This window comes from Pantoea sp. DY-5 (assembly GCF_019795955.1).
GTDB lineage: Bacteria > Pseudomonadota > Gammaproteobacteria > Enterobacterales > Enterobacteriaceae > Pantoea > Pantoea leporis.
The window spans coordinates 184,432-210,617 of record NZ_JAIMIE010000008.1 but is presented as its reverse complement, the minus strand read 5'-3'; the positions used below and the strand labels follow the sequence as shown (position 1 = coordinate 210,617).

The following is a 26,186-nucleotide window of genomic DNA, read 5'->3' as shown; positions in this document are numbered from 1 at the left end:
CGACTCTCCTTACTTACGGCCTTTACGCTGCTGCTTTTTAGGTTGAGCAGCCGGTTCCGGTTGTTCAACAGCAGCCATACCACCCAGGATCTCGCCTTTGAAGATCCATACCTTAACGCCGATTACACCATAAGTGGTGTGCGCTTCAGAGGTGTTGTAGTCAATGTCTGCACGCAGTGTGTGCAACGGTACGCGACCTTCACGGTACCATTCGGTACGTGCGATCTCGGCACCGCCCAAACGGCCGCTGACTTCGACTTTAATACCCTTCGCGCCCAGACGCATTGCGTTCTGTACAGCACGCTTCATAGCACGACGGAACATCACACGACGCTCCAGCTGTGAAGTGATGCTATCAGCAACCAATTTAGCGTCCAGTTCCGGCTTACGGACTTCGGCGATGTTGATCTGTGCAGGAACGCCAGCGATTTTCGCGACGACCGTACGCAGTTTTTCTACGTCTTCACCTTTTTTACCGATAACGATACCCGGGCGAGCAGTGTGAATAGTCACACGGATGCTCTTAGCCGGACGCTCGATAACGATACGAGATACAGACGCTTTAGACAGTTCCTTGGTCAGGAACTGACGGACTTTAAAATCGCTGTCCAGGTTGTCAGCGAATTCTTTGGTGTTCGCAAACCAGGTAGAGTTCCATGGTTTTACAATACCCAGGCGAATACCATTAGGATGTACTTTCTGACCCATTGCTAGTCTCCAGAGTCTCAGCGATCGGACACAACCACAGTAATGTGGCTGGTGCGCTTCAGGATGCGATCTGCACGACCTTTCGCACGCGGCATAATGCGCTTCATGCTTGGGCCTTCGTCTACGAAGATTTTCGCGACTTTCAGATCGTCGATATCAGCGCCATCGTTGTGTTCGGCGTTCGCAATGGCAGATTCCAGGACTTTCTTAACCAACACAGCAGCTTTCTTGTTGGTGTAGGTCAGAATATCCAGAGCCTGCGACACTTTCTTACCGCGAATCAGGTCTGCCACCAGGCGAACCTTCTGAGCAGAAGAACGAGCATGGCGATGTTGGGCAATAGTTTCCATCTCTTCCTCCTACTTATTTCTTCTTGGCTTTCTTATCTGCAGCATGGCCGCGATAAGTACGTGTCGGTGCAAATTCACCCAGTTTGTGGCCGACCATTTCGTCGGAAACAAAGACAGGAACGTGCTGACGACCATTATGGACAGCGATGGTCAAACCGATCATGTTAGGGAAGATCGTTGAACGACGGGACCAAGTGCGCAGGGGCTTCTTGTCACCGCTTTCCACCGCTTTCTCTACCTTCTTCAGCAAGTGCAGGTCAATAAAAGGACCTTTCTTGAGAGAACGTGGCATGGCTTATCCTCTAAAATTATTTGCTACGGCGACGTACGATAAATTTATCAGTACGCTTGTTGCTACGGGTCTTCTTACCTTTGGTCTGAACGCCCCACGGAGTTACCGGGTGCTTACCAAAGTTACGACCTTCACCACCACCGTGCGGGTGATCGACTGGGTTCATCGCAGTACCGCGAACGGTAGGACGAACACCACGCCAACGGGTTGCACCAGCTTTACCCAATACGCGCAGCATGTGCTCAGAGTTGCCAACTTCGCCAAGAGTTGCACGACATTCGGATTCAACTTTGCGCATTTCGCCTGAACGCAGACGCAGGGTAACGTAGGAACCTTCACGCGCAACGATCTGCACGTAAGTACCAGCTGAGCGAGCAATCTGACCGCCTTTGCCTGGTTTCATTTCTACGTTATGAACGGTAGAACCCACCGGGATGTTACGCATCGGCAGGGTGTTACCTGCTTTAATCGCAGCATCAACGCCAGATTGAACCTGATCGCCGGCTTTCAGGCCTTTAGGGGCTAGGATGTAACGGCGCTCGCCATCTTTGTACAGAACCAGTGCGATGTTCGCAGAACGGTTCGGATCGTACTCAAGACGCTCAACAACTGCTGGGATACCATCTTTGTTGCGTTTGAAGTCAACAATACGGTAAGCCTGCTTATGACCACCACCGATATGACGGGTAGTGATACGACCATTGTTGTTACGACCACCGGATTTGCTGTTTTTTTCTACCAGCGGAGCAAATGGTTTGCCCTTGTGCAGCTCTGGGTTCACCACTTTAACTACGTGGCGACGACCCGGAGATGTCGGTTTACATTTAACAACTGCCATTGTCTTTCTCCTCCGACTTACTCAGCGCCGCCGACGAAGTCCAGATTCTGGCCTTCCTTCAGGGTGACGTAAGCTTTTTTCCAGTCGCTACGACGACCGATACGCTGTCCGTGACGCTTAACTTTCCCTTTAACTACCAGGGTGTTTACGTCTTTAACTTCCACTTCGAACAGCTTCTCAACAGCAGCAACGATCTCTGCTTTGGTCGCGTCTTTAGCAACTTTGAGAACGATGGTATTGGTTTTTTCCATCGCAGTAGATGCTTTTTCTGATACGTGCGGTGCACGCACTACTTTCAGCAGACGTTCTTCACGGATCATGCCAGCATCTCCTCAACTTGCTTAACTGCTTCCGCAGTCATAACGACTTTGTCGAAGGCGATCAGGCTAACTGGGTCGATGCCCGCTGCATCACGCACGTCAACCTTGTACAGGTTACGCGCAGCCAGGAACAGATTCTCATCCAGTTCACCGGTGATGATCAGCACATCTTGCAGCGCCATGTCTTTCAGTTTCTGTACCAGCAGCTTAGTTTTAGGCGCTTCTACAGAGAACGTCTCGACAACGATCAGACGGTCCTGACGTACCAGCTCGGACAGGATGCTTTTCAGCGCGCCGCGGTACATCTTTTTGTTAACTTTTTGACTGTGGTCCTGTGGACGTGCAGCGAAGGTTACGCCACCTGAACGCCAGATCGGGCTCTTTACAGAACCTGAACGCGCACGGCCGGTACCTTTCTGGCGCCAAGGCTTTTTACCTGAACCAGTAACTTCAGCACGAGTCTTCTGCGCACGAGTACCCTGACGAGCACCAGCGGCATAAGCAACAACAACCTGGTGAACCAGCGCTTCGTTGAAATCACGACCGAAGGTAGTTTCGGAAACAGTCAGCGCGCTCTGCGCGTCTTTCAGTACTAATTCCATTGCTATCCCCTTACGCCTTCACAGCTGGTTTAACAATCAGATCGCACCCAGTTGCACCCGGGACGCCACCTTTGACCAGCAGCAGGTTGCGCTCAGCGTCAACACGTACTACTTCCAGGCTCTGAACGGTTACGCGCTCATTACCCAGCTGACCAGCCATTTTCTTGCCTTTGAACACTTTGCCCGGAGTCTGGTTCTGACCGATAGAACCCGGAACGCGGTGTGACAAGGAGTTACCGTGTGTAGCGTCCTGGGTACGGAAGTTCCAGCGCTTAACGGTACCTGCGAAACCTTTACCTTTAGAGGTACCGGTAACGTCTACTTTTTTAACGTCAGCGAAAATTTCAACACTGATGCTCTGGCCAACAGAGAAATCTTCACCTTCGGTGCGGAATTCCCACAGACCACGGCCAGCGTCAACGCCAGCTTTAGCAAAATGACCTGCTTCAGGCTTGCTCACACGGCTTGCTTTTTTAGCACCGGTGGTAACCTGAATAGCTTGGTAACCATCGTTGTCCAGGCCTTTGACCTGAGTAACGCGGTTTGCTTCAACTTCGATAACGGTTACTGGGATTGAAACGCCATCTTCAGTGAAGATGCGGGTCATACCCACTTTTTTACCGACTAAACCAATCATTGTATCAACCTCTCAATCGCTCGATGACCTGATTAACCCAGGCTGATCTGCACGTCAACACCGGCAGCCAGGTCCAGACGCATCAGAGCATCAACGGTTTTTTCAGTTGGCTCAACGATGTCTACCAGACGCTTGTGAGTGCGGATTTCGTACTGATCACGCGCGTCTTTGTTAACGTGCGGAGAGATCAGAACGGTAAAACGCTCTTTGCGGGTTGGCAGCGGGATCGGACCACGTACCTGCGCACCAGTGCGCTTGGCAGTCTCAACGATTTCCGCGGTTGATTGATCGATCAGGCGATGATCAAACGCTTTAAGACGGATACGGATTCTTTGGTTCGACATGAGACCAAGGCTCCAAACATTTTATAAACGAAAAGAATTACTACCCGCATCCATTACGATTGATGGAGGAGTGTAATCGTTCAGCATATAACTCCCCAATTGGGAGTATTGTTAGGCGATACATAAACAGCTATCCCCTGCGATTCTGCTCGAATCGCGCCACACCAATATCGGCAGGCCCGCGCATTATACGTAAATCAGTTCAGGAAGCAACCCGTGTTGTGTTTTTAACCACATCAATCTGGTTACAGACCGAAAAAAACCCGCAGCAATCGTTTAGACTGAGCGGGCTTGCGTGACGATGGGCATATGGCTAATGTTCGTTCTGATCTTTTAATTGAGACTGAAGATAATTTTGCAGGCCGAGTTTGTTCACCAGATCGAGTTCCGTTTCCAGCCAGTCTATGTGCCCTTCCTCTTCCGTAAGAATCTCAATCATCATGTCTCTGCTGACGTAGTCATGAACCTTGTCGGCATAGGCTATCGCCTCACGCAAATCCTTTGCGCCTTCCAGTTCTAATGCCAGGTCAGATTGCAGCATTTCCGGCACGTCTTCACCGATGCGTAATCGACCTAGATCTTGCAGGTTAGGAATTCCTTCAAGAAAAAGAATGCGTTCGATATATTTGTCCGCATGTTTCATTTCATCGATTGACTCATGATACTCAACGTCATTGAGCCGGGTCAGACCCCAATTTTTGAACATACGCGCATGAAGGAAGTACTGATTAATCGCAACCAGTTCATTCCCCAGCAATTTGTTGAGATGAAATATGATTTTACTGTCGCCCTTCATTTTTGCTTCCTCCGCTTCCAACTAAATAGAGCGTAGATGCGGATGAAAGGAAGTCAAAAAAACGCGACAGTTATTGTGGGTATTAGGAAGTGCAGAATTACTTTATTAAGCTATCTCTTTGTAGAGCGGCACGTTTTGCAGTTCATCTTCCATAATTTCACGCGCAAACCGCACGCACTTGCCACATTGCTTTCCAATGGGAACCAACTGGCGCAATTGTTGAATCGATTTGGGTTGATAGCGGCGAACCACTTCGCGCAGAGTTTTATCACTCACGGCGTTACACAAGCAGACGTACATTTACTGCGGACTCCCGTACAATTTATGATCAAATTGTAAATGAGAATGGTTTTTATTTCAAACGCAGCTTTTATGTGGGATTAATCGAAACGGCAAAATTCAGACATAAAAAAAGAGCACCGAAGTGCTCTTTTTCATGCTGCGATGACTGCCGAAACAGCCATCGACATTAACGCAATTAAGCGATAATTTCAGCAACAACACCCGCACCAACAGTACGGCCGCCTTCACGGATTGCAAAACGCAGACCCTGATCCATAGCGATTGGCTTGATCAAAGTAACGGTCATTTTTACGTTGTCGCCTGGCATTACCATCTCAACGCCTTCTGGCAGTTGAACGTCACCGGTCACGTCAGTAGTACGGAAGTAGAACTGAGGACGGTAGCCTTTGAAGAACGGAGTATGACGGCCGCCTTCATCTTTAGACAGAACGTAAACTTCTGAAGTGAACTGGGTATGTGGCTTGATTGAACCCGGCTTAGCCAGAACCTGGCCACGCTCGATGTCTTCACGCTTGATACCACGCAGCAGAACACCACAGTTCTCGCCTGCCTGACCCTGGTCCAGCAGTTTGCGGAACATTTCAACGCCAGTACAGGTTGATTTCACAGTGTCTTTAAGGCCAACAACTTCAACTTCGTCGCCCACTTTAACGATACCGCGCTCAACACGACCGGTAACAACGGTACCACGGCCAGAGATTGAGAATACGTCTTCGATTGGCAGCAGGAACGGCTTGTCGATTGCACGAACTGGCTCTGGGATGTAAGTATCCAGGTGCTCAGCCAGCTCAATGATCTTAGCTTCCCACTCAGCGTCGCCTTCCAGCGCTTTCAGAGCAGAACCACGTACGATTGGAGTGTCGTCGCCTGGGAAGTCATAAGCTGACAGCAGGTCACGTACTTCCATCTCTACCAGTTCCAGCAGCTCTTCATCATCAACCATGTCGCACTTGTTCAGGAACACGATGATGTAAGGAACGCCAACCTGACGACCCAGCAGGATGTGCTCACGGGTCTGTGGCATTGGGCCATCAGTCGCAGCAACAACCAGGATCGCGCCGTCCATCTGCGCAGCACCGGTGATCATGTTTTTCACATAGTCGGCGTGGCCTGGGCAGTCAACGTGCGCATAGTGGCGAGACGGGGTTTCATATTCAACGTGAGAAGTGTTGATGGTGATACCACGTGCTTTCTCTTCTGGCGCTTTATCGATCTCATCGAATTTGCTTGCCTTACCGCCGTAGGTTTTAGCCAGTACGGTAGTAATTGCTGCAGTCAGGGTGGTTTTACCGTGGTCGACGTGACCGATGGTGCCCACGTTTACGTGCAGTTTGTTACGCTGAAATTGCTCTTTCGCCATGGCGATAATTCCTTACGTTGTGCCTTCATGAGTCATGAAGGCATCAGTTCACAATTTTTAAACCGTAGCTTATTTGCTACGAGCTTCAATAACGGCCTGAGCGACGTTGTTCGGCGCATCATCGTACTTCAGGAACTCCATGGAGTAAGAAGCACGGCCTTTGGTCAGAGAACGCAGCTGGGTTGCATATCCGAACATTTCAGACAGCGGAACTTCAGCATGGATCTGAACGCCAGTAGCGTTAGATTCCTGTCCTTTGAGCATACCACGACGACGGCTAAGGTCACCGATAACGTCACCGGTGTTCTCTTCCGGAGTCTCTACTTCAACCTTCATGATTGGCTCAAGCAGAACAGGTTGTGCTTTCTTAAAGCCATCTTTAAAGGCTAAAGAAGCAGCCAGTTTAAACGCCAGCTCAGAGGAGTCGACATCATGGTATGAACCGAAGTGCAGACGAACACCCAGATCAACTACCGGATAACCAGCCAGTGGACCTGATTTCAGCTGCTCCTGGAGACCTTTATCAACCGCAGGGATGTATTCAGTTGGAATCACACCGCCCTTGATATCGTTGACAAATTCGTAACCTTTCGGATTAACGCCAGGCTCCAGTGGGTACATGTCGATAACAACATGACCATACTGACCACGACCACCAGACTGCTTGGCGTGTTTACCTTCGATATCGGTAACTTTCGCGCGAATCGCTTCACGGTAAGCAACCTGAGGTTTACCGACGTTCGCTTCAACGTTGAATTCACGCTTCATGCGGTCAACGATGATGTCGAGGTGCAGCTCACCCATACCCGCGATGATGGTCTGGTTGGTTTCTTCATCAGTCCATACGCGGAATGATGGATCTTCTTTCGCCAGACGACCCAGAGCCAGACCCATTTTTTCCTGGTCAGCTTTGGTTTTCGGCTCAACGGCGATAGAGATTACCGGCTCAGGGAATTCCATACGCTCAAGAATGATGACGTTGTCTGGGTCACACAGGGTGTCACCAGTGGTTACGTCTTTCAGACCGATCGCAGCGGCGATATCGCCCGCACGAACTTCCTTGATCTCTTCACGTTTGTTCGCGTGCATCTGAACAATACGGCCCAGACGCTCACGGTTTGACTTAACCGGGTTGAACACGGTGTCACCGGTGTTAACAACACCAGAGTAAACGCGGAAGAAGGTCAGGTTACCAACAAACGGGTCGGTAGCGATTTTGAACGCCAGTGCAGCAAACGGCTCTTTGTCATCGGAATGACGCTCAGCCGGCGTGTCTTTACCGTCGTCCAGCATACCGTTAATCGCGGTAACGTCAGTCGGTGCTGGCAGGTATTCAACTACCGCATCCAGCATCGCCTGAACACCTTTGTTCTTAAATGCAGAACCACAGGTAACCAGGATGATTTCGTTTTTCAGAACGCGCTTGCGCAGAGAAGTTTTAATCTCTTCTTCGGTCAGTTCTTCACCGCCGAAGAATTTCTCCATCAGCTCATCAGAACCTTCAGCAGCGGCTTCAACCAGCTTCGCACGCCACTCTTCAGCCAGTTCCTGCATATCAGCTGGAATATCTTCGTAAACGAAGGTAACGCCCTGATCGGCATCGTTCCAGTTGATCGCTTTCATTTTCACCAGGTCAACAACACCGGTGAAACCTTCTTCTGCGCCGATAGCCAGCTGAAGTGGAACTGGGTTTGCACCCAAACGCACTTTCATCTGGTCAACAACTTTCAGGAAGTTAGCACCCATGCGGTCCATTTTGTTAACGAACGCGATGCGTGGAACTTTATATTTGTTAGCCTGGCGCCATACGGTTTCAGACTGTGGCTGAACACCACCAACTGCACAGTAAACCATTACTGCGCCATCAAGCACACGCATAGAACGCTCAACTTCGATGGTGAAGTCAACGTGTCCCGGGGTGTCGATGATGTTTACGTGGTGTGGTTCAAACTGCTTAGCCATACCAGACCAGAAACAGGTAGTCGCAGCAGACGTGATGGTAATACCACGTTCCTGCTCCTGCTCCATCCAGTCCATGGTTGCTGCGCCGTCATGAACTTCACCGATTTTGTGGTTTACACCGGTGTAGAACAGAACACGTTCGGTAGTTGTAGTCTTACCGGCGTCGATGTGCGCACTGATACCAATGTTACGGTAGCGCTCAATGGGTGTTTTACGAGCCATTTGATTCCTCTGATTCTTAGACGTTCTAAGTTAAAAAAGCCCAGCAGGTGAGTCACTGGGACGCCCGCTGGGTTTATAACAACTACGTTGCTGTTACCAGCGGTAGTGTGCGAACGCCTTGTTGGCTTCAGCCATGCGGTGAACGTCTTCACGTTTCTTAACTGCAGTACCTTTGTTCTCTGCAGCATCAGAAAGTTCGTTCGCCAGGCGGAGAGCCATAGATTTATCACCGCGTTTACGAGCAGCTTCTACGATCCAACGCATTGCCAGGGCATTACGACGAACCGGACGGACTTCAACTGGAACCTGGTAGGTAGAACCACCAACGCGACGTGACTTAACTTCGACAGTCGGACGTACGTTTTCGAGAGCAACCTCGAACGCTTCCAGGCCATCTTTACCAGCGCGTTGAGCCAGGGTATCAAGCGCGGTATAGACGATAGATTCAGCAGTAGATTTTTTACCATCTACCATCAGGATATTTACAAATTTAGCCAGCAGCTCTGATCCGAACTTAGGATCCGGCAGAATTTTACGCTGACCAATGACGCGACGACGTGGCATGGAAATACTCCGTTGTTAATTCAGGATTGTCCAAAACTCTACGAGTTTAGTTTGACATTTAAGTTAAAACGTTTGGCCTTACTTAACGGAGAACCATTAAGCCTTTGGCTTCTTCACGCCGTACTTGGAGCGTGACTGCTTACGGTCTTTAACACCTGAGCAGTCCAGCGCGCCACGAACGGTGTGGTAACGCACACCTGGCAAGTCTTTAACACGACCGCCACGGATCAGGATCACTGAGTGTTCCTGCAGGTTATGACCTTCACCACCGATGTAGGAGGTAACTTCAAAACCGTTGGTCAAACGCACACGGCAAACTTTACGCAGTGCTGAGTTTGGTTTTTTAGGGGTAGTGGTGTACACACGAGTACATACACCACGTTTTTGCGGGCAAGCTTCCAGCGCAGGCACGTTGCTCTTTGCAACTTTGCGTACGCGTGGTTTGCGAACCAGCTGGTTAACTGTTGCCATTAAATAGCTCCTGGGATTTAGCTTTTTGCTTCGTAAACACGTAATAAATCGCCTCGTATTACTACGAGGAGGCAGAATTTTAGGGCTGTGTCAAAAGGGTGTCAAGAAATAACCAGGTTTTCGCTCTTACCAGGCCACTTGTTGTGGATGCTTCGCTGTCATCGCAACGAAACCAGTATAGTCCAAACGTGCTACATTGGTCGAAATTTGCTCATCCAGGCCGCGCGCCGCCACATCTTCTTCTAATACCCACAGCGTAGCCGGCGATGCGCTGAGCTTGATTAACATTTGGCTGCCAGCCAAAGCGGCGGTGACGCCATCCTGCAATAAAAGCAGATCGTCGCCTTCCTGCAATAAATGCAGCAGGCTATCGAGGTCGCATTGCCAGGGAGATTGCAGCAGCGTATAGAGCATGATCAGTTCTCAGAATCGAATAACACGATGATAGGAAGCCAGCTTTTCGCGTAGCGATGCGGCCTCCAGCACCTCAGCAGCCAACACACGTTCAGCCGTCAAACTCTGCCCGCGCGCCAGCAAGGATTCGGCGCAGACAAAACACTGGTCAATATCGTATAACTCCAGCACGCCAAAAGTCGCGATGTAGTTACGCGCCAAAATTTGCTCAGGTTGTTGGTCGCGATTGAGCTGCAGCACGCCATCCCCGATAAAGAACAGACCGATATCTTCGCTTAGCGCGCCCGTCGCCAGCACAGCATCCAGCCCTTCCCTGCCCGCGCTGCTGCCGTGCGGTGCCTGAGTAAATAGAAAAGCTACGCGGTTCATCAGAATTGCACCAGACGATCGCAGCTAAGCGCGGCTTCTGCCAATGCGCCCAAACCGCTGAGTTCAAAACCCGGCTGCAAGTTACTGCCCGCCAGTTGCAAGCGCGCGGCTTCCTGCGCGTCGGTTACGCCACGACGTAATGCTGCGGCCACGCAGATATTCAGCGCGGCGCCACTTTCAGCGCGCAACTGCTGCCATTCACGCACCATATCCACCTCATCGCTGGCCGGCGCGCTCAGTTGGTTGGCGTTCAATACGCCTTCACGATAGAAGAACACGCTCTCCAGCTGGTGCCCGGCCTTGATGAGTGCACGCGCAAACAGCAGCGCGCTGCTGGCGTGTTGCGTGCCGTATGCCGGTCCGGTGACCAGCAAGGTGTAGCGCATTAGCGATCCTGCCCCTGAAAATCACCGCTTTTAAACTGACGAATATAGAGGTAAACCGTGTGCTTGGAGATATTGAGGCGATCGGCGACCTGGTTAATCGCATCTTTAATGTCGAAGATACCCTTCTCATACATATTGAGCACGATCTGGCGATTCTTAGCATTATTAGAGACGTTACGGTCAGCGCTCACTTCTTCAATCGCGAACTCAAGCGTCTGCATCACCAGATCTTCCACCGAGCTGGCAAAGTTGACGTTGGAATCCACCTGCTGCATCTCCGGCGGCATAAAGGTCGACATAATCTGCGAGAACGGAACGTCGAGGTTCATGTTGATGCACAGCAAGCCAATAACGCGCTGCTGGCGATTACGAATCGCGATCGTGACCGATTTCATCAGCACACCGCTTTTCGCGCGCGTGAAGTAGGCTCTGGAGACATTGCTGTCGGCGCCGTGCATATCGTGCAGCATACGCAGCGCTAAATCGGTAATCGGCGAACCCACTTTACGCCCGGTATGTTCACCGTTGGCGATACGCACCGCAGAACACTTCAAATCTTCCAGCGAATGAAGCACGATTTCGCAGTGCGAGCCAATCAACATCGCCAGGCCATCGACAACGGCTTCGTAGGATTTGAGGATATCGTAATCTGCTTGCTCGAACGGACGTTGCTCCAGTAAATCGAAGTCAGTCAGTTCACCGGGATTGAATGGATTAGACATCGAAGACATTACCCTAAATGGCTGGAGCCTGTCTCGACAGCATTGGGGCAGACTCATATTGTGATAATTGTGCAGGCGCTAGTCTGGCAAATGTGCTGGTCTTTAGCCAGACCTTTACTCTCTTCTCCGCAATAAAAACGCCGCCCGAGGGCGGCGTGATGCAGAAAGTTAAGATTACTGTGCTTTCTGATCGGCAGCGACTGGAGCCTGCGCTTTTTCGTCCGCTTTCGGCGCGGGTTTGATGTCGAGCAGTTCAACATCGAACACCAGCGTAGAGTTGGCCGGAATACCCGGAACGCCATTTTTGCCGTAAGCCAGGTTCGGTGGGATCACCAGCTTGATTTTACCGCCTTTCTTCACGTGCTTCAGACCTTCGGTCCAGCCCGGAATCACACCGTCCAGACGGAACGACAGCGGCTCACCGCGGGTATAAGAGTTATCGAACTCAGTACCGTCGATCAGCGTCCCTTTGTAGTTCACAACCACAGTGTCGCTGTCTTTCGGCGCGCTACCGGTACCTTCTTTCTCTACCTGATACAGCAGGCCAGATTCGGTTTTCTTCACGCCTTTTTCTTTAGCGAATTTGTCAGCGTAAGCGGAACCCTTATCAGAGTTCTCTTTCGCGTCTTTTTCCATCTTCGCCTGAGCAGCACCTTTTACGCGGCCTTCAAAGGCCTGCAGGGTTTGCTCGATCTCTTGATCAGAGAGTTTGCTCTTGCCGCCAAAGGCGTCCTGAACACCCGCGATCAACTGATCTTTATCCAGTTTGATGCCCAGCTTCTCTTGTTCCTTCAAAGAGTTGTCCATGTAGCGACCCAGGGACGCGCCAAGTGCATAAGCTGATTGCTGGTCTTCGTTTTTGAAGGCAGCATTTTTCGGTGCTTGCGGCGCAGCCTGAGCGGCGTCTGCTGGAGCAGCGGCGGTTTCTGCTGCCATTGCCAGCGGTGCATTCAGCGCGAAGGCCATGGTGGTTGCTAACAATGTGACTTTAAACAGTGAATTCATCCTTTCTCCAAAACCGAAGCCTCTAACCTCGGGAATCATTGCGGACTGAGGCCCACACTATAACTTTACGTGGCAGCGGCGAACACTCCCACAATGTAATTACCCGTTCAACCTCCGACCTTTTTTGCTTCAGGAAGTTTCATCAGAGATATAGGCGTTATGCGTCGTTTCAATGCAGCATGGCGCGGAAAGGTAAAATATCAGGTGATTCTGAAGCGAAAGGCCGTAGAATCAGGCCCGAAACAGACTAACGTGCAGCACCGCAAGATGAGGAAAGATCATGCAACCAACAGAATGGGAACAACGCCTTGAGGCGCTGGAGAGCAAGCTGGCTTTTCAGGAATACACCATCGATCAGCTCAATCAAACGGTGGTTCAGCATGAGCTGGAGATGATCAGACTGCGTGAGCAGGTCCGTCTGTTAATCGATAAAGTGAAAGATAGCGCGCCGTCGATAATTGCCTCGCAATCTGAAGAAACCCCGCCGCCACATTACTAAAAAGAAAAGGCCACCCGAAGGTGGCCTCGCCAGCATCACACTAATTAGTGGCTGCAGCCGCAACCGCCAGTGCCACAACCGCCCTGGCCGTGATCGTGACCATGGTCGTGGTCATGATCGTGATGATGACCATCAGCGCCATGCACGTGACCGTGCGCCAGCTCTTCTTCGGTTGCTGCGCGAATCGCCACAACTTCCACGTTGAAGTTCAGGTTCTGACCCGCCAGCATGTGGTTACCATCAACCACTACGTGCTCATCTTCAACTTCGGTGATTTCAACCGGAACTGGACCCTGATCGGTTTCTGCCAGGAAGCGCATGCCAACCTGCAGTTCGTCAACGCCCATAAACACGTCTTTTGGTACGCGCTGTACGAGGTTGTCATCGTATTGACCGTAAGCGTCGTTCGCCGGGATATGCACGTCAAACTTATCGCCTACATCATGATTTTCCAGCGCTTTTTCCAGACCAGAAATCAGGGAACCATGACCGTGCAGATAGTCCAACGGTGCACTCACCGGTGACTCGTCAACCAACACACCGTCTTCGGTACGAACCTGATACGCCAGGCTCACCACCAGGTCTTTTGCTACTTTCATGATATCTCCTAACCGTTGAGAACTAAGATCCCGTCCCATTGGTCAATTTTGCGTGCAATAACCAACCAGAAAGGTTCAAGACTGAGGATGCCAACAAATGTGTTGTTGCATACTGCTCAGCGTTAATGGCGCCGATTGTAACGGAATTCAATCCCGCTGTAAGTTCAAGCTTAAAAAAAGCTGAGCCATTGCGCTACTCAGGATGAAAAATGCCGATCACTTGCTCATTGCTGCGAACCTGATCGCGCACCTGCTTATCCGCTTCCCGCATTTGATGACCGCACTCGACGCATTCCACCACATCAACATTGTTCTCACGCCACAATGCCAACGTGTCTTTTTCCTGGCAGTGCGGGCAAACCGCACCGGCAATAAATTGTTTACGCATACTGTTTCCTGCCGTCGTTAGTGAACGGATTAAGTAAGTATAGTTCTACTCGTCATCCCAGCCGTCAAACTGACGTTTCTCGTGCTGCATTTCGCGCTGGAAGATATCCTCCAACTCGCGCCGCGCCTCACGCACACGCGAAACCTGCGCGCTGTCATCGTGGCTTGGCACCAGTTCACGCAGCATACGCATATCCAGACGACGGAAATGTTGCTGCGCGCGCTGCGCCTGATGCGGATGCATGCCCAGCGAGATCAGCGTTTTACGACCCAGCTCCAGCGCACTGGAGAACGTCTCACGCGAGAACAGCGTAACACCCGCCTGCAACAGTTCGTGCGCCTCAACACGTCCGCGCGCGCGCGCCAGGATTTCCAGCTGCGGGAAATGCTGCTGACACAGTTGCACGATAGTCATCGAATCTTCCGGATCGTTACAGGTAATGACGATGGATTGCGCATTCTCCGCGCCCGCTGCACGCAGCAGCTCCAGCTCGGTGGCGTCGCCATAGTAAACCTTATAGCCATATTTACGCATCAGGCTCACCGCAGAGATATCACGCTCCAGCACGGTAATGCGCTTGTTGTTCGCCATCAGCAAACGGCCAACAACCTGACCAAAACGACCAAAGCCCACCACAATCACCTGCGGCTGATCATCCTCGACAAAATGCTTCTCGGCATTTTCATCGGGCTCATTAAAGCGGCGCGCCAGTAAACGGTCGATGCCGTTCATCAGCAGCGGCGTGGTCATCATCGATAGCGTCACCGTCACCAGCAGCAGCGGCATTTGGTCACCGCTAAACATTTTGGCCGACGACGCCGCCGAGAACAGCACAAAGGCAAACTCACCGCCCTGGCTTAACACACCGGCAAACTGCTGGCGCTCTGAACTGCGCAGGCCATAAATGCGCCCCAGCACATACAGCACCAGCGTTTTCACCGTCACCAGAATCAGCACGCCCAACAAAATTTCAGTGATGTGGGTATAAAGCACGCCGAGATTCAGCGCCATGCCAACCGAAATAAAGAACAAGCCCAGCAACAAACCTTTGAACGGTTCAATGGCCACTTCCAGCTCGTGGCGATACTCGCTTTCCGCCAACAGAATACCGGCGATGAAAGTACCGAGCGCCATCGACAGGCCGAGCGCATCCATAAACAGTGCCGAACCCAGCACCAGCAGCAGCGAGGCGGCAGTAAACACTTCGCGCACGCCGGATGCCGCAATGAAGCGCAGAATCGGGCGCAGCAGATAACGACCACCAATCAGCATCCCGCCGAACGCCAGCACTTTCATCCCAACTTTCAACCAGTCAACATGACCGCTGTCGCCGCCCGCCAGCAGCGGCACCAGCGCCAACGCGGGAATCACCGCTAGATCCTGGAACAGCAACACTGAGAAACCGAGCTGTCCCGATTCACTGCGGTTCATGCCTTTATCGCGCATCAGCTGCAGCGCCATCGCCGTGGATGACATTGCCAGACCAATGCCGCCAATCACCGCCGCCTGCCAGCTAAAGTCGGTCAGCCACAGCAATCCGCCGAGAATGGCGGCGGAAATCAGCACCTGAGCCGCACCAACGCCAAATATCGAACGGCGCAGCGCCCACAGTTTCGAGGGGTTCAGTTCAAGCCCGATTATGAACATCAGGAACACCACGCCGAGTTCCGAGAAGTGCAAAATCTCCTCGACGTCGCTGATGAACCCCAAACCCCACGGACCAATCGCGATACCGGCCAGCAGATAGCCCAGCACCGCGCCAATGCCGAGACGTGCCGCAATCGGCACAATCAGCACCGCCGCGACCAGATAAATCACGCCCGCCGTCAGTAACGTTTCGCCTTCCATCACACTCCTCCCTGCGGCAGCGGTGAAGCCAGCCAGTCGCCGTATGCGCGCGCAAAATTACGCATCACTTCCGGCGTTTGTCGACGCGCCCAGTAAATCACCATCGGCGTCATCCAGTGCATGCGGCACATCTGCGCCGTCAGCTCAAACGGACGCATGATGTCACTCATCGGATAGCGATTCAGGCCGCTGGGGTGATACGCCGCTTCCGGTTCGCCGGTGGTGACCACGCTGCGCCAGTATTTGCCTTCCAGCGCATTACCATCCGGTCCGCTGGCAAAGCCGCGCGACAGCACACGATCCAGCCACTCCTTCAGGAGCGCCGGGCAGCTGTAGGTATAAAGTGGATGTTGGAATACAACGATTTGATGGTCGCGCAGCAGCTGCTGCTCATAGTGAATATCAATAAAAAAATCCGGATAGTGGGCGTATAAATCGTGCACCGTGACGTGGTCCAGTTCCATAGCCGACTGCAGCAAAACCCGATTAGCAATCGAATCCTGTGATTCCGGATGGGCGTAAAGCAGCAATATTTTGGGTGGCTGCGACATCGTTCCCCTCCAAAGCGTCGTCACGGCACAGGAATTCCGCTACCATGCTCGACGCAACAAATTTTCTCGAATTATGTTGCCGGTAAATTAACATATTCTGACGATACGGCGCTTATGATTGTCTTTTCAGCACTACAAATTCGCCGCGGCACCAATGTGCTGCTGGATAACGCAACAGCCACCATTAACCCAGGCCAGAAAGTTGGCTTAGTGGGCAAAAATGGCTGCGGCAAATCGACGCTGCTGTCATTGCTGAAGGGCGAAATCAGCAGCGATGCAGGTAACGCTACGTTCCCGAGCAACTGGGCGCTGGCGTGGGTCAATCAGGAAACCCCAGCGCTGAGCAAACCCGCGCTGGAGTATGTTATCGACGGCGACCGTGAATATCGTCAGCTTGAATCCGAATTGGCCGACGCCAATGCGCGCAACGATGGCAACGCCATCGCCCTGCTGCACGGCAAGCTGGATGCGATTCAGGCGTGGAGCATACCTGCTCGCGCCTCAAGTTTGTTGCACGGTTTGGGCTTTAGCCAGGAACAATTAATGCGGCCGGTGAGCGATTTCTCCGGTGGCTGGCGCATGCGCCTTAACCTCGCGCAGGCGCTGGTGTGCCGTTCCGATCTGCTGCTGCTGGATGAACCGACTAACCACCTCGATCTGGATGCGGTGATCTGGCTTGAACGCTGGCTGAAAAGCTACGAAGGCACGCTGGTGCTGATTTCGCACGACCGCGACTTCCTCGATCCGGTGGTCGATAAGATCATCCATATCGAACAGCAGACGATGTTTGAATACACCGGTAACTACAGCTCGTTCGAACGTCAGCGCGGCGCCAAGCTGGCGCAGCAGCAAGCGCTGTTCCAGAGCCAGCAGGAAAAAGTGGCGCACCTGCAGAAGTATATCGATCGCTTCCGCGCGCAGGCGACCAAAGCCAAGCAGGCGCAGAGCCGCATCAAAATGCTGGAGCGCATGGAATTGATTGCGCCAGCACACGTCGATAACCCATTCAGCTTCAGTTTCCGCGCGCCAGAAAGCTTGCCGAATCCGTTGCTGAAGATGGAGCGCGTTACCGCCGGTTATGGCGAACGCATTATTCTCGACGCCATCAAACTCAACCTTGTGCCGGGTTCACGAATTGGCCTGCTGGGCCGTAACGGCGCGGGTAAATCGACGCTGATTAAACTGCTAGCCGGTGAGCTCGACGCGCTGGATGGCAAAGTTGGCCTGGCGAAAGGCATTAAGCTCGGTTACTTCGCCCAGCATCAGCTGGAATATCTGCGCGCCGATGAATCACCCTTGCAGCATTTATCACGCATCGCACCGAAAGTGCTGGAGCAGCAGCTGCGCGACTACCTGGGCGGCTTCGGCTTTCAGGGCGATAAAGTCAGCGAAATCACCGAACGTTTCTCCGGCGGCGAAAAAGCGCGTCTGGTGCTGGCATTAATTGTCTGGCAGCGCCCGAACCTGCTGCTGCTTGATGAACCAACTAACCACCTCGATCTCGATATGCGTCAGGCGCTGACCGAAGCGCTGATTGATTTCGAAGGCGCGCTGGTGGTGGTCTCGCACGATCGTCATCTGCTGCGCGCCACCACCGACGATCTCTATCTGGTGCACGACGGCAAGGTCGATGTATTTGAAGGCGATCTGGAAGATTATCAGCAGTGGCTGAGCGATCTGCAAAAGCAAGCGCAACAGGATGCCGCGCCGAAGCAGGACAACGGCAACAGCGCGCAATCGCGCAAAGACCAGAAACGCCGCGACGCCGAACTGCGCGCACAAACGCAGCCGCTGCGTAAAGAGATCGAGAAGCTTGAGAAGCAGATGGTGAAGTGGCAGAGCCAGCTCAGCGACGCGGAAGCCCAGTTAGCCGACAGCGGGATTTACGATCAGAGCCGCAAAGCCGATTTGAATGTGGCGCTGCTACGTCAGGCCGAGAGTAAGGCGGCGCTGGAAGAGGTCGAAATGGCGTGGCTGGATGCGCAGGAACAGCTGGAGCAGATGCTGGCGGGGTGAGTGTGCACGCTGTCCCCCTCCTCGGTCCTCCCCCATAAATGGGGGAGGAAGATGCTGCCACATGTTGGTGATGAAGCTGCATGTGGCAGCATCTCCTTCCCCCGCAAGCGGGGGAAGGCCGGGATGGGGGAATGCGAGCACTATTCCATTTAAAACGGCTTATCCCCTAACACCGTCGCGCGATGCATCACCCGCCGCGCCGGATAATAATCCGCATTAGCATAGTGTTGGGTCACGCGGTTATCCCAAATCGCCACATCATTCTCCTGCCAGCGCCAGCGCACCTGGAACTCCGGTTTGGCGCTATGCCAAAACAGGAAGTTAAGCAGCGCATCGCTCTCTTTTTCGCTCAAGCCCAGCAAACGCGTGGTAAAACCTTCGTTGACAAACAGCGCCTTGCGTCCGCTCACCGGATGGGTACGAATCACCGGATGCTGCACCGGCGGATTCTTTGCCACCGCTTGCTGCCAGCGCTGATGCTCTTCCTCGGTTTTGCGGTATTTGTACTCCTGAAACGACTTCTTAAAGTCGTGCTCCGCCTGCAGTCCATTCAACAGCGTCTTAAACGGTTCAGAGAGCGCTTCATAGGCCGCAATCCCGGTTGACCACAAGGTATCGCCGCCGCTTTCCGGCAGCAGCTTCGAAGCCAGGATTGCAAATGCCGGCGGGGTTTGAATAAAGGTGACATCGGTGTGCCAGTTGTCATTATCCGGCGGATTATCCTGATGCGTATCCAGCACGATAATCTCTTCCACGTCTTCCGCATGCGGATAAACCGGATGGATATGCAGATCGCCAAAGCGAATCGCCAGCGCGCGCTGCTGTTCCGGGGTAATCACCTGATTGCGCAGGAACAGCACCTGATGGCGCAGCAAGCCATGATAGAGCTGTTCAAACTGGGCATCGCTCAGCGGACGGCTGAGGTCGACATCACTGACCTGCGCCCCAATATTCGGGCCCAGCGCGGTAAAATTAAGACGTTCGTTCATTGCTGTTCTCCATTCCAGGGCGTCAGTCGGCGCTGCAAGGCGCGCAGACCCAGTTCTAAGCCAAAGGCAATCAGGGCGATCACGGCGATACCGGCCAGCACCACGTCGGTGGCGAGGAACTCACCGGCCGACTGCACCATAAAGCCGAGTCCACGCGTAGCGGCAATCAGTTCCGCCGCCACCAGCGTTGACCAACCTACGCCGAGACCGATGCGCAAGCCGGTGAGAATCTCCGGCAGCGCGCCAGGCAGAATCACGTAGCGCAGCAGTTGCCAGCGCGATGCGCCCAGCGCCTGCGCCGCGCGAATCCGTACCTGCTGGGCATTCTTCACACCCGCCAGCGTCGACAAGGTCACCGGCGCGAAAATCGCCAGATAAATCAGTAAAATCTTCGAGGTTTCGCCGATGCCAAACCAGATCACCATCAGCGGCAAATAGGCCAGCGGCGGCACCGGGCGATAGAGTTCGATCAGCGGATCAAGCAAGCCGCGAATCGCCGGGCTCAGGCCCATGGCGATGCCGACCGGAATCCCAATCAGCGCGGCAAAGAACAGCGCCACCAGCATACGCGCCAGGCTGGCGCCAAGATGCTGCCATAACGTGGCGTCCATAAAGCCTTGCGGGCTGGCAATCAATATTAATTTCTGCAGCACCACTTGCGGCGGCGGTAAAAACAGCGGCGCCACTAAGCCGAGCGCGGTGATAGCCCACCACAACAGCAGCAACAAGCCCACGCTGAGCAGGCTGAGTGAGAACTGGCGCGAGAACGGCCAGCGCAGTCCACGACGACGCATTTGGGTCTTCCCATCAATCACCGCACTCATATAAACGCCTCACGCTGGGAAAACACCTGATTCAGTACATATTCACGACGTTCGATAAACGCCGGATCGGATTTGATGCTGCGGCACGGTTCCCCGGCGGCGAAGCGTTGGCCGAAGTCGAGTTTCAAACGCTCCACTACGCGGCCCGGTCCCGGCGACAGCAGCACCAGTTCGCTGGCGAGGAACACCGCTTCTTCGATGTCGTGGGTGATCAGCAGAATCTGCTTGCCGGTATCACGCCACAGCGTCAGCAGCAGGGTTTGCATCTGTTCGCGGGTAAAGGCGTCCAGCGCGCCAAACGGCTCATCTAACAGCAGTAACTGAGGATCAGCCGCCAGCGCACGCGCAATGCCCACGCGCTGACGTTGACCCCCAGATAGCTGCCAGATAAAACGCTTCTCTGCACCTTCCAGTCCTACTTTACGGATCAAACGGCGTGCAATGGTATGGCGCTCCGCCTTCGCCATTCCCGCCAGTTGCAAACCGAACGAAACGTTATCGATCACGTTGCGCCACGGCAGCAATCCTTCATTTTGAAACACTACGCCGCGCTCAGCGCCCGGCCCTTTTACCGCTTTGCCATCCAGCGTAATGCTGCCAGATTCCAGCGGCAGAAAGCCGGCGATGAGGTTCAGCAGCGTGGTTTTGCCACAGCCGGAAGGACCTAACACCACCAGCAGGTCTCGGCTGCCCAGCTGCAGGTTGATGTCCTGCAGCGCGGGTTGTCCGGCGTAACGCGCATTGAGATGGGTGATGTTAAGCATACGGCCTCCGGTTATTTCACTAAGGGTGCAACGAAGCGCGTGGTGACGAAGCTGCTGTAATCGCTATCCGCTTCTGGCACTTTGCCCTGCTCTTTCAGGAAGCCGGCAGTATCGACAATCGCCTTGTTCACCGGCTTGCCGAGCTGCTCCACCTGCTGCTGCGCGGTGAGGTACGTGTTGCCTTTTACCAGCACCGGCACATCCGCTTCGGGTACACCGCTCAGGCGCGCCAGCTTGCTCAGGTTGTCTGACTGCTTCAGCCATTGATCCGGATTGGCAATGTAAGCTTGCTGCGCTTCAACGGCGCTGCGGGCAAAGGCGGTGACGATTTCTGGATGCTGCTGCGCAAAGTCTTTACGCACCACCCACACATCGAGCGTTGGCGCGCCCCACTTGCCGACCTGCGAAGAGTCCGTCAGCACCTTGCCATCTTTCTCCAGCTCGTTGACCGCCGGAGACCAGACGTAAGCGCCGTCAATGTCACCGCGTTTCCAGGCAGCAATAATCGCCGGCGGCTGCAGGTTGACTAAGGTCACTTGCGAAGGCTTGATGCCCCAATGCTTGAGCGCGGCGAGGAAGCTGTAGTGCGTAGTCGAGATGAACGGCACGGCGATGCGCTTGCCAATCAGGTCTTTAGGATCTTTGATGGTTTTCTTCACCACCAGCGCTTCGGAGTTACCGAGCTGAGAGGCCAGCAGGAAAGCTTCAATCGGCAGCTTTTGCGTGGCGGCGACCGCCAGCGGGCTGGAACCGATATTACCAATCTGCACGTCGCCCGACGCCAGTGCACGTAACACGCTGGCCCCGCTATCAAATTTGCGCCAGTCGACGGTAGCACCGCTCTCTTTGGCGAAAGTATTATCCGCCTGCGCCACTTTGGCCGGTTCAGCCGAGGTCTGATACGCCACGGTAACGTTGACCGCTTGCGCCTGGAACGCCATCAGGGCCAGAGCCGCTGTGACCGCCGTTATTGTTTTTTTCATTGCCATCATCATTCACCCCAATATGTTTTGTCTGGGCAGTTTCTCCAGCAACAGTAATTTCATAAAGGAATTAAAAATTATCCCTAATGACGATCCGTTCTTAGATCAACATCGGGCAAGGCTATGCAAAAAGTGCAAATGGAAAGAAAAGGAAAGCGGTAAATATGTCACACGCTCACATGGCAGCTGTGATATTGATAGAGATCTCATTTTTTAACTCTTTACTAACGGTCCTGAATCCATGTCGATAGAAAAAGTCGCACACCTGGCTGGCGTGTCAAAAGCCACCGTTTCACGGGTTTTGAACCAGAATCCCGGCGTGCGCCCGGATACGCGTGCCAAAGTGCTGGCGGCCATCGACATCTGCGACTATCAGCCCAACCTGCTGGCGCGCCAGCTGCGCACTTCGCAAAGCCATATGTTGTTAGTGCTGATTCCCGACATTACCAATCCGTTCTGCTCACGCGTGGTTCAGGGCATTGAAGCCGAAGCTGAAGCGCAGGGTTACCACATTCTGCTGTGTAACTCGGGATCGCAGCTGCGGCGCGAAGCGGCCTACATTGCGTTGCTCACCGGCAAAGTGGTCGACGGCGTGATCACCATGGATGCCGCCAGCAGCCTGCATGAGCTGAAAGAATTGATTGGCGATCAGCCTTGGGTGCAGTGCGCGGAATACGATCCGTCGATCGCCGCCTCAAGCGTGGCGATTGATAATAAAGAAGCGGCTTTCGAAACCGTGCGTTATCTGGCGAGCAAAGGCCGACGCCGTATTGCGCTGGTGAACTGTGATATGCGTTACCTCTATTCACACAAGCGTGAAGAGGGATATCGCGCGGCGCTGGAGCAGTTGGAACTCAACTGGGGCGGCGTGGCCTACGCAGAGAATGTCACCTGCGAGTCGGGCAGCGCGGCCCTGCGCGAACTGCTGACGCAGCCAGAACGGCCGGATGCGGTGTTTGCGGTATCGGATGTGCTGGCGGTCGGCGTAATACACGCGGCGCTGGAAGCAGGTTTGCGTGTGCCGGAAGATTTAGCGGTGGTGGGATTTGATGGCATCAACTTTACCAGCAGCCTGAATCCACCGCTGACCACGATTGAGCAGCCGATGAACCGTATGGGTGCGCGCAGCGTACAGTTGTTGCTGCAACGCATCCGTCAGCCAAACTCGTTGGTGATACATGAAGTGTTGCCGTGGAAGCGCGTAGAACGCGCTTCCAGTTAACTCAGCGCCAAATCAGCAATACGCACGCAGCGGTGAGCAAGCCCATCGCCAGATTGAAGATTTTCCACGCGCGTGGGCTGCGCAACAGACGTCCAATCAGCGAGCCAAAGCCCATCCAGATCACCCCGGAAACCACGTTCACCATGAACATGCCGATGCTGATCGCTATCACCGAATGCAGATATTCGCTGCCCGCCAGGCTGAAGCTGGCCACCGCGCCGAGCGCCATCAGCCAGGCTTTCGGGTTGATCAGCTGCAGCAAGCCGCCTTGCCAGAACGGCATCTGCTTCACCGTGACAGCGTCGGTTTCCAGTTTTTCATACTCGGCGCTGGCGATTTTCCATGCCAGCCATAGCAGGTAAAGGCTACCGGCAATCTTCAGGATGAGATGCAGCGAGGGATAAAGCAGGATGAGACCGCCGATACCAAATGCCACCATCAGCAACATGGCTTGCATACCAATCATGATACCAATCAGTAGCGGAATGGTGCGCAGGAAGCCAAAATTAGCACCCGAGGCGGTAAGTAACATATTATTGGGCCCGGGCGTGATGGCCGCGACCCAGAGAAAACCTAACATTGATAAAAAAAGACTCAGTTCCATGTATATTCGGGTGCTCCTCACCCAGTAAAGCGAACAACCCATCGAAGCTATCAGCGACTTATGCATCAGACAAGCCTTTACCCAAGCTATTTTGATCGCCCCAGCGGCGAGCGTTTTAAACCCCTGCGCGGATTCAGTAACGCGCATCTGCAAACGCTGCTGCCGCGTATTCTGCGGCGCCGCGTTACGTTACGTCCGCACTGGCAGCGTCTTGACCTGCCGGACGGCGATTTTGTCGATTTAGCGTGGAGTGAAGATCCGGCGCAGGCGCGTCATAAACCGCGCATGGTGATGTTTCACGGACTGGAAGGCAGCTTTCGCAGCCCCTATGCGCACGGCCTGATGCAGGCGTGTCAGGCACGCGGCTGGCTGGCGGTGGTAATGCACTTTCGCGGCTGCAGCGGCGAGCCTAATCGCTTAAAGCGCATCTATCACTCCGGTGAAACCGAAGACGCCACCTACTTCCTTCACTGGCTGCAGCGCGAATGGGGCAGCGTACCCACCGCCGCCGTCGGCGTTTCGCTGGGCGGCAACATGCTCGCTTGCCTGCTGGGTCAGCAAGGTCACGATGCACCGATTGATGCTGGCATCGCCATCTCAGCGCCGCTGGCGCTCGAGCCGTGCAGCGGCAAGCTGGATGTGGGTTTTTCACGCTTTTATCAGCACTATTTACTGACGCAGCTGAAAAAGAACGCCACGCGCAAACTGCGCGCCTGGCCTGGCACGCTGCCGGTCGATCTCAGCCAGTTACGTGCTTTCCGCCGCTTACGCGAGTTCGATGATGCGATAACCGCACGTGCGCACGGTTTTATTGACGCCAACGACTATTATCAACGAGCCAGCGCGATGCCGTTGCTGACCGGCGTGCGTAAACCGCTGTTGATCATTCACGCGCAAGACGATCCCTTTATGACCGATGCCGTGATCCCGCAACCTGACCAGCTGTCAGCCTCCATTCAGTATCAGCTGACGCAGCAAGGCGGCCACGTCGGTTTCGTCGGCGGCACCGTTCTTAAACCGAAAATGTGGCTGGAACAGCGCGTGCCCGACTGGCTCTCAACCTATCTGGATGTGTAATTGTGATTATTCCCTGGCAAGAACTCGAAGCGGACACGCTGGAAAACCTGATTGAAACCTTCGTGTTACGCGAAGGCACTGATTACGGCGAGCAGGAACGCAGTTTGCTGCAAAAAGTCGCCGACGTGCGCCGCCAACTGGAGCGCGGCGACGTGGTGCTGGTGTGGTCGGAACTGCATGAATCGATCAATATTATGCCGAAGGGTGAATTCCGCGGCTGATGCACCCCGCGGCAATTCGTGGTAACAATGCTCATCGCCGGACTTCACAGGGAGCTCTGTTATGTCAGCCAGGCATCCAATTATTGCCGTCACCGGTTCCAGCGGCGCCGGAACCACCACCACCAGCCTCGCCTTCCGTAAGATTTTCCAGCAGCTGAATTTGCATGCGGCGGAACTCGAAGGCGACAGTTTCCATCGCTACACACGTCCGGAAATGGACATGGCGATCCGCAAGGCGCGCGATCTCGGGCGTCACATCAGCTATTTCGGCCCGGAAGCCAACGACTTCGGACTGCTGGAGCAGACGTTTAAACATTACGGCCAAACCGGCCTTGGCGAATCGCGCAAATATCTGCATACCTACGATGAAGCCGTGCCGTGGAATCAGGTGCCGGGCACTTTTACGCCGTGGCAGCCGCTGCCGGAAAACACCGATGTGCTGTTCTATGAAGGCTTACACGGCGGTGTGGTCACGCAGCAGCAAAATGTGGCGGAGCATGTCGATCTGCTGGTTGGCGTGGTGCCGATTGTTAATCTTGAGTGGATTCAGAAGCTGGTGCGTGACACGAGCGAGCGCGGCCATTCACGCGAAGCGGTGATGGATTCGGTGGTACGGTCAATGGAGGATTACATTAACTTCATCACGCCACAGTTCTCGCGCACCCACATTAACTTCCAGCGCGTGCCGACCGTTGATACCTCAAACCCGTTTGCCGCACGCGAAATTCCGTCGCTCGACGAAAGCTTTGTGGTGATTCATTTCCGTGGTCTGGAAGGCATCGCGTTCCCCTATCTGCTGGCGATGATTCAGGGATCGTTTATTTCCCACATCAATACGCTGGTGGTGCCGGGTGGCAAAATGGGATTGGCGATGGAGCTGATTATGCTGCCGCTGGTACAGCGACTGATTGAAGGGAAGCGGATTGAATAGGTTTG

34 protein-coding genes are annotated in these 26,186 nt (G+C 53.7%); 6 read left to right on the top strand and 28 right to left on the bottom strand.

The features are described from left to right. Positions 1-9: 9 nt before the first annotated feature. The 19 genes from rpsC to fkpA all read right to left on the bottom strand — a co-directional run bounded on the left by rpsC (position 10) and on the right by fkpA (position 12,665). Positions 10-708, bottom strand: a complete 699-nt coding sequence (rpsC, locus tag K5Y30_RS22145) for a 30S ribosomal protein S3 (protein WP_007891660.1) — start codon at positions 706-708, stop codon at positions 10-12. A gap of 17 nt (positions 709-725) precedes the next feature. Next, positions 726-1,058 carry a 50S ribosomal protein L22 gene (rplV, locus tag K5Y30_RS22140; protein WP_007891659.1) on the bottom strand — a complete coding sequence of 111 codons (333 nt, stop codon included), beginning with the start codon at positions 1,056-1,058 and terminating at the stop codon, positions 726-728. Between the two features lie 13 nt (positions 1,059-1,071). Next, positions 1,072-1,350 carry a 30S ribosomal protein S19 gene (gene rpsS / locus K5Y30_RS22135; protein ID WP_001138115.1) on the bottom strand — a complete coding sequence of 93 codons (279 nt, stop codon included), beginning with the start codon at positions 1,348-1,350 and terminating at the stop codon, positions 1,072-1,074. 16 nt (positions 1,351-1,366) lie between these two features. Then, positions 1,367-2,188: a 50S ribosomal protein L2 gene (rplB, locus tag K5Y30_RS22130; protein WP_222213398.1), complete on the bottom strand. Its 822-nt coding sequence runs from the start codon at positions 2,186-2,188 to the stop codon at positions 1,367-1,369. 17 nt (positions 2,189-2,205) lie between these two features. Next, positions 2,206-2,508: a 50S ribosomal protein L23 gene (gene rplW / locus K5Y30_RS22125; RefSeq protein WP_007891652.1), complete on the bottom strand. Its 303-nt coding sequence runs from the start codon at positions 2,506-2,508 to the stop codon at positions 2,206-2,208. Next, positions 2,505-3,110, bottom strand: a complete 606-nt coding sequence (rplD, locus tag K5Y30_RS22120; RefSeq protein WP_007891650.1) for a 50S ribosomal protein L4 — start codon at positions 3,108-3,110, stop codon at positions 2,505-2,507. Before rplD ends, rplW begins: the two co-directional genes overlap by 4 nt. A 10-nt stretch (positions 3,111-3,120) precedes the next feature. Then, complete coding sequence (gene rplC / locus K5Y30_RS22115; protein WP_008104741.1) at positions 3,121-3,747, bottom strand: 50S ribosomal protein L3; 627 nt, start codon at positions 3,745-3,747, stop codon at positions 3,121-3,123. Positions 3,748-3,779: 32 nt separating this feature from the next. After that, a complete protein-coding gene (gene rpsJ, locus K5Y30_RS22110) occupies positions 3,780-4,091 on the bottom strand; it encodes a 30S ribosomal protein S10 (protein WP_006120582.1) in 312 nt (103 codons plus the stop codon). 313 nt (positions 4,092-4,404) lie between these two features. Further along, positions 4,405-4,887, bottom strand: a complete 483-nt coding sequence (gene bfr / locus K5Y30_RS22105) for a bacterioferritin (protein ID WP_101762566.1) — start codon at positions 4,885-4,887, stop codon at positions 4,405-4,407. A gap of 105 nt (positions 4,888-4,992) precedes the next feature. Beyond that, on the bottom strand, positions 4,993-5,187 hold the full coding sequence (gene bfd / locus K5Y30_RS22100; protein ID WP_008104746.1) for a bacterioferritin-associated ferredoxin: 195 nt from the start codon (positions 5,185-5,187) through the stop codon (positions 4,993-4,995). 178 nt (positions 5,188-5,365) lie between these two features. After that, complete coding sequence (gene tuf, locus K5Y30_RS22095; RefSeq protein WP_110867595.1) at positions 5,366-6,550, bottom strand: elongation factor Tu; 1,185 nt, start codon at positions 6,548-6,550, stop codon at positions 5,366-5,368. Between the two features lie 69 nt (positions 6,551-6,619). Then, positions 6,620-8,734: an elongation factor G gene (gene fusA / locus K5Y30_RS22090; protein ID WP_101762633.1), complete on the bottom strand. Its 2,115-nt coding sequence runs from the start codon at positions 8,732-8,734 to the stop codon at positions 6,620-6,622. Positions 8,735-8,827: 93 nt separating this feature from the next. Then, positions 8,828-9,298: a 30S ribosomal protein S7 gene (gene rpsG / locus K5Y30_RS22085; protein WP_007886246.1), complete on the bottom strand. Its 471-nt coding sequence runs from the start codon at positions 9,296-9,298 to the stop codon at positions 8,828-8,830. A 96-nt stretch (positions 9,299-9,394) separates the two neighbouring features. Next, on the bottom strand, positions 9,395-9,769 hold the full coding sequence (gene rpsL, locus K5Y30_RS22080) for a 30S ribosomal protein S12 (RefSeq protein WP_006120575.1): 375 nt from the start codon (positions 9,767-9,769) through the stop codon (positions 9,395-9,397). A 126-nt stretch (positions 9,770-9,895) separates the two neighbouring features. Continuing rightward, entirely contained in the window at positions 9,896-10,183 is a 288-nt protein-coding gene (tusB, locus tag K5Y30_RS22075) for a sulfurtransferase complex subunit TusB (RefSeq protein WP_222213396.1), read from the bottom strand. 9 nt (positions 10,184-10,192) lie between these two features. Beyond that, positions 10,193-10,552 (bottom strand): sulfurtransferase complex subunit TusC, encoded by a 360-nt coding sequence (gene tusC, locus K5Y30_RS22070; protein ID WP_222186052.1) that lies wholly within the window; start codon positions 10,550-10,552, stop codon positions 10,193-10,195. Next, positions 10,552-10,938, bottom strand: coding sequence for a sulfurtransferase complex subunit TusD (tusD, locus tag K5Y30_RS22065; protein WP_110867598.1), 387 nt, complete (start codon positions 10,936-10,938; stop codon positions 10,552-10,554). Before tusD ends, tusC begins: the two co-directional genes overlap by 1 nt. Next, positions 10,938-11,660, bottom strand: coding sequence for a transcriptional regulator (locus K5Y30_RS22060; RefSeq protein ID WP_007886240.1), 723 nt, complete (start codon positions 11,658-11,660; stop codon positions 10,938-10,940). Before K5Y30_RS22060 ends, tusD begins: the two co-directional genes overlap by 1 nt. A gap of 174 nt (positions 11,661-11,834) precedes the next feature. Further along, positions 11,835-12,665, bottom strand: a complete 831-nt coding sequence (gene fkpA / locus K5Y30_RS22055) for an FKBP-type peptidyl-prolyl cis-trans isomerase (protein WP_101762637.1) — start codon at positions 12,663-12,665, stop codon at positions 11,835-11,837. Between the two features lie 280 nt (positions 12,666-12,945). Between fkpA and K5Y30_RS22050 the strand changes: the two genes are divergently transcribed. Continuing rightward, positions 12,946-13,164: a protein SlyX gene (locus K5Y30_RS22050; RefSeq protein WP_137386638.1), complete on the top strand. Its 219-nt coding sequence runs from the start codon at positions 12,946-12,948 to the stop codon at positions 13,162-13,164. Between the two features lie 44 nt (positions 13,165-13,208). Here the strand turns inward: K5Y30_RS22050 and slyD are convergent, their stop codons facing one another. The 4 genes from slyD to kefG all read right to left on the bottom strand — a co-directional run bounded on the left by slyD (position 13,209) and on the right by kefG (position 16,550). Beyond that, on the bottom strand, positions 13,209-13,763 hold the full coding sequence (slyD, locus tag K5Y30_RS22045; RefSeq protein WP_049851962.1) for a peptidylprolyl isomerase: 555 nt from the start codon (positions 13,761-13,763) through the stop codon (positions 13,209-13,211). Between the two features lie 193 nt (positions 13,764-13,956). Further along, a complete protein-coding gene (locus K5Y30_RS22040; protein ID WP_007892203.1) occupies positions 13,957-14,151 on the bottom strand; it encodes a YheV family putative zinc ribbon protein in 195 nt (64 codons plus the stop codon). Between the two features lie 45 nt (positions 14,152-14,196). Beyond that, positions 14,197-15,999 (bottom strand): glutathione-regulated potassium-efflux system protein KefB, encoded by a 1,803-nt coding sequence (gene kefB, locus K5Y30_RS22035; RefSeq protein WP_222213394.1) that lies wholly within the window; start codon positions 15,997-15,999, stop codon positions 14,197-14,199. Next, positions 15,999-16,550 carry a glutathione-regulated potassium-efflux system ancillary protein KefG gene (gene kefG, locus K5Y30_RS22030; protein WP_137386639.1) on the bottom strand — a complete coding sequence of 184 codons (552 nt, stop codon included), beginning with the start codon at positions 16,548-16,550 and terminating at the stop codon, positions 15,999-16,001. The genes kefB and kefG overlap by 1 nt, the downstream gene beginning before the upstream one ends. Before the next feature lie 114 nt (positions 16,551-16,664). On the opposite strand from kefG, the gene K5Y30_RS22025 reads away from it, so the two are divergent. Further along, positions 16,665-18,566 (top strand): ABC transporter ATP-binding protein, encoded by a 1,902-nt coding sequence (locus tag K5Y30_RS22025; RefSeq protein WP_222213392.1) that lies wholly within the window; start codon positions 16,665-16,667, stop codon positions 18,564-18,566. Between the two features lie 149 nt (positions 18,567-18,715). Here the strand turns inward: K5Y30_RS22025 and tauD are convergent, their stop codons facing one another. From tauD to tauA, 4 genes are read right to left on the bottom strand one after another with little or no spacing between them, the layout of a single operon-like run. Then, positions 18,716-19,555, bottom strand: a complete 840-nt coding sequence (tauD, locus tag K5Y30_RS22020; RefSeq protein WP_222213389.1) for a taurine dioxygenase — start codon at positions 19,553-19,555, stop codon at positions 18,716-18,718. Then, positions 19,552-20,379: a taurine ABC transporter permease TauC gene (gene tauC, locus K5Y30_RS22015; RefSeq protein ID WP_101762642.1), complete on the bottom strand. Its 828-nt coding sequence runs from the start codon at positions 20,377-20,379 to the stop codon at positions 19,552-19,554. The genes tauD and tauC overlap by 4 nt, the downstream gene beginning before the upstream one ends. Next, positions 20,376-21,143: a taurine ABC transporter ATP-binding subunit gene (tauB, locus tag K5Y30_RS22010; RefSeq protein WP_222213387.1), complete on the bottom strand. Its 768-nt coding sequence runs from the start codon at positions 21,141-21,143 to the stop codon at positions 20,376-20,378. Before tauB ends, tauC begins: the two co-directional genes overlap by 4 nt. Before the next feature lie 11 nt (positions 21,144-21,154). Continuing rightward, on the bottom strand, positions 21,155-22,135 hold the full coding sequence (gene tauA, locus K5Y30_RS22005; RefSeq protein WP_137386643.1) for a taurine ABC transporter substrate-binding protein: 981 nt from the start codon (positions 22,133-22,135) through the stop codon (positions 21,155-21,157). A gap of 232 nt (positions 22,136-22,367) precedes the next feature. Here tauA and K5Y30_RS22000 point away from each other — a divergent pair, with 232 nt between their 5' ends. Further along, the gene (locus K5Y30_RS22000; protein WP_222213384.1) at positions 22,368-23,348 is read left to right on the top strand and encodes a LacI family DNA-binding transcriptional regulator; all 981 of its coding nucleotides are present in this window, start codon (positions 22,368-22,370) and stop codon (positions 23,346-23,348) included. Between the two features lies 1 nt (position 23,349). On the opposite strand, the gene K5Y30_RS21995 is transcribed toward K5Y30_RS22000, so the two are convergent. Then, positions 23,350-23,952: a LysE family translocator gene (locus tag K5Y30_RS21995; protein ID WP_222213382.1), complete on the bottom strand. Its 603-nt coding sequence runs from the start codon at positions 23,950-23,952 to the stop codon at positions 23,350-23,352. Positions 23,953-24,012: 60 nt separating this feature from the next. Between K5Y30_RS21995 and K5Y30_RS21990 the strand changes: the two genes are divergently transcribed. The 3 genes from K5Y30_RS21990 (at position 24,013) to K5Y30_RS21980 (ending at position 26,181) form a co-directional block, all read left to right on the top strand. Then, positions 24,013-25,029, top strand: coding sequence for a hydrolase (locus K5Y30_RS21990; RefSeq protein WP_110867605.1), 1,017 nt, complete (start codon positions 24,013-24,015; stop codon positions 25,027-25,029). A 2-nt stretch (positions 25,030-25,031) separates the two neighbouring features. Beyond that, positions 25,032-25,250, top strand: a complete 219-nt coding sequence (locus tag K5Y30_RS21985; RefSeq protein WP_007892223.1) for a YheU family protein — start codon at positions 25,032-25,034, stop codon at positions 25,248-25,250. Between the two features lie 61 nt (positions 25,251-25,311). Beyond that, positions 25,312-26,181 carry a phosphoribulokinase gene (locus tag K5Y30_RS21980; RefSeq protein WP_101762648.1) on the top strand — a complete coding sequence of 290 codons (870 nt, stop codon included), beginning with the start codon at positions 25,312-25,314 and terminating at the stop codon, positions 26,179-26,181. Positions 26,182-26,186 lie beyond the last annotated feature (5 nt).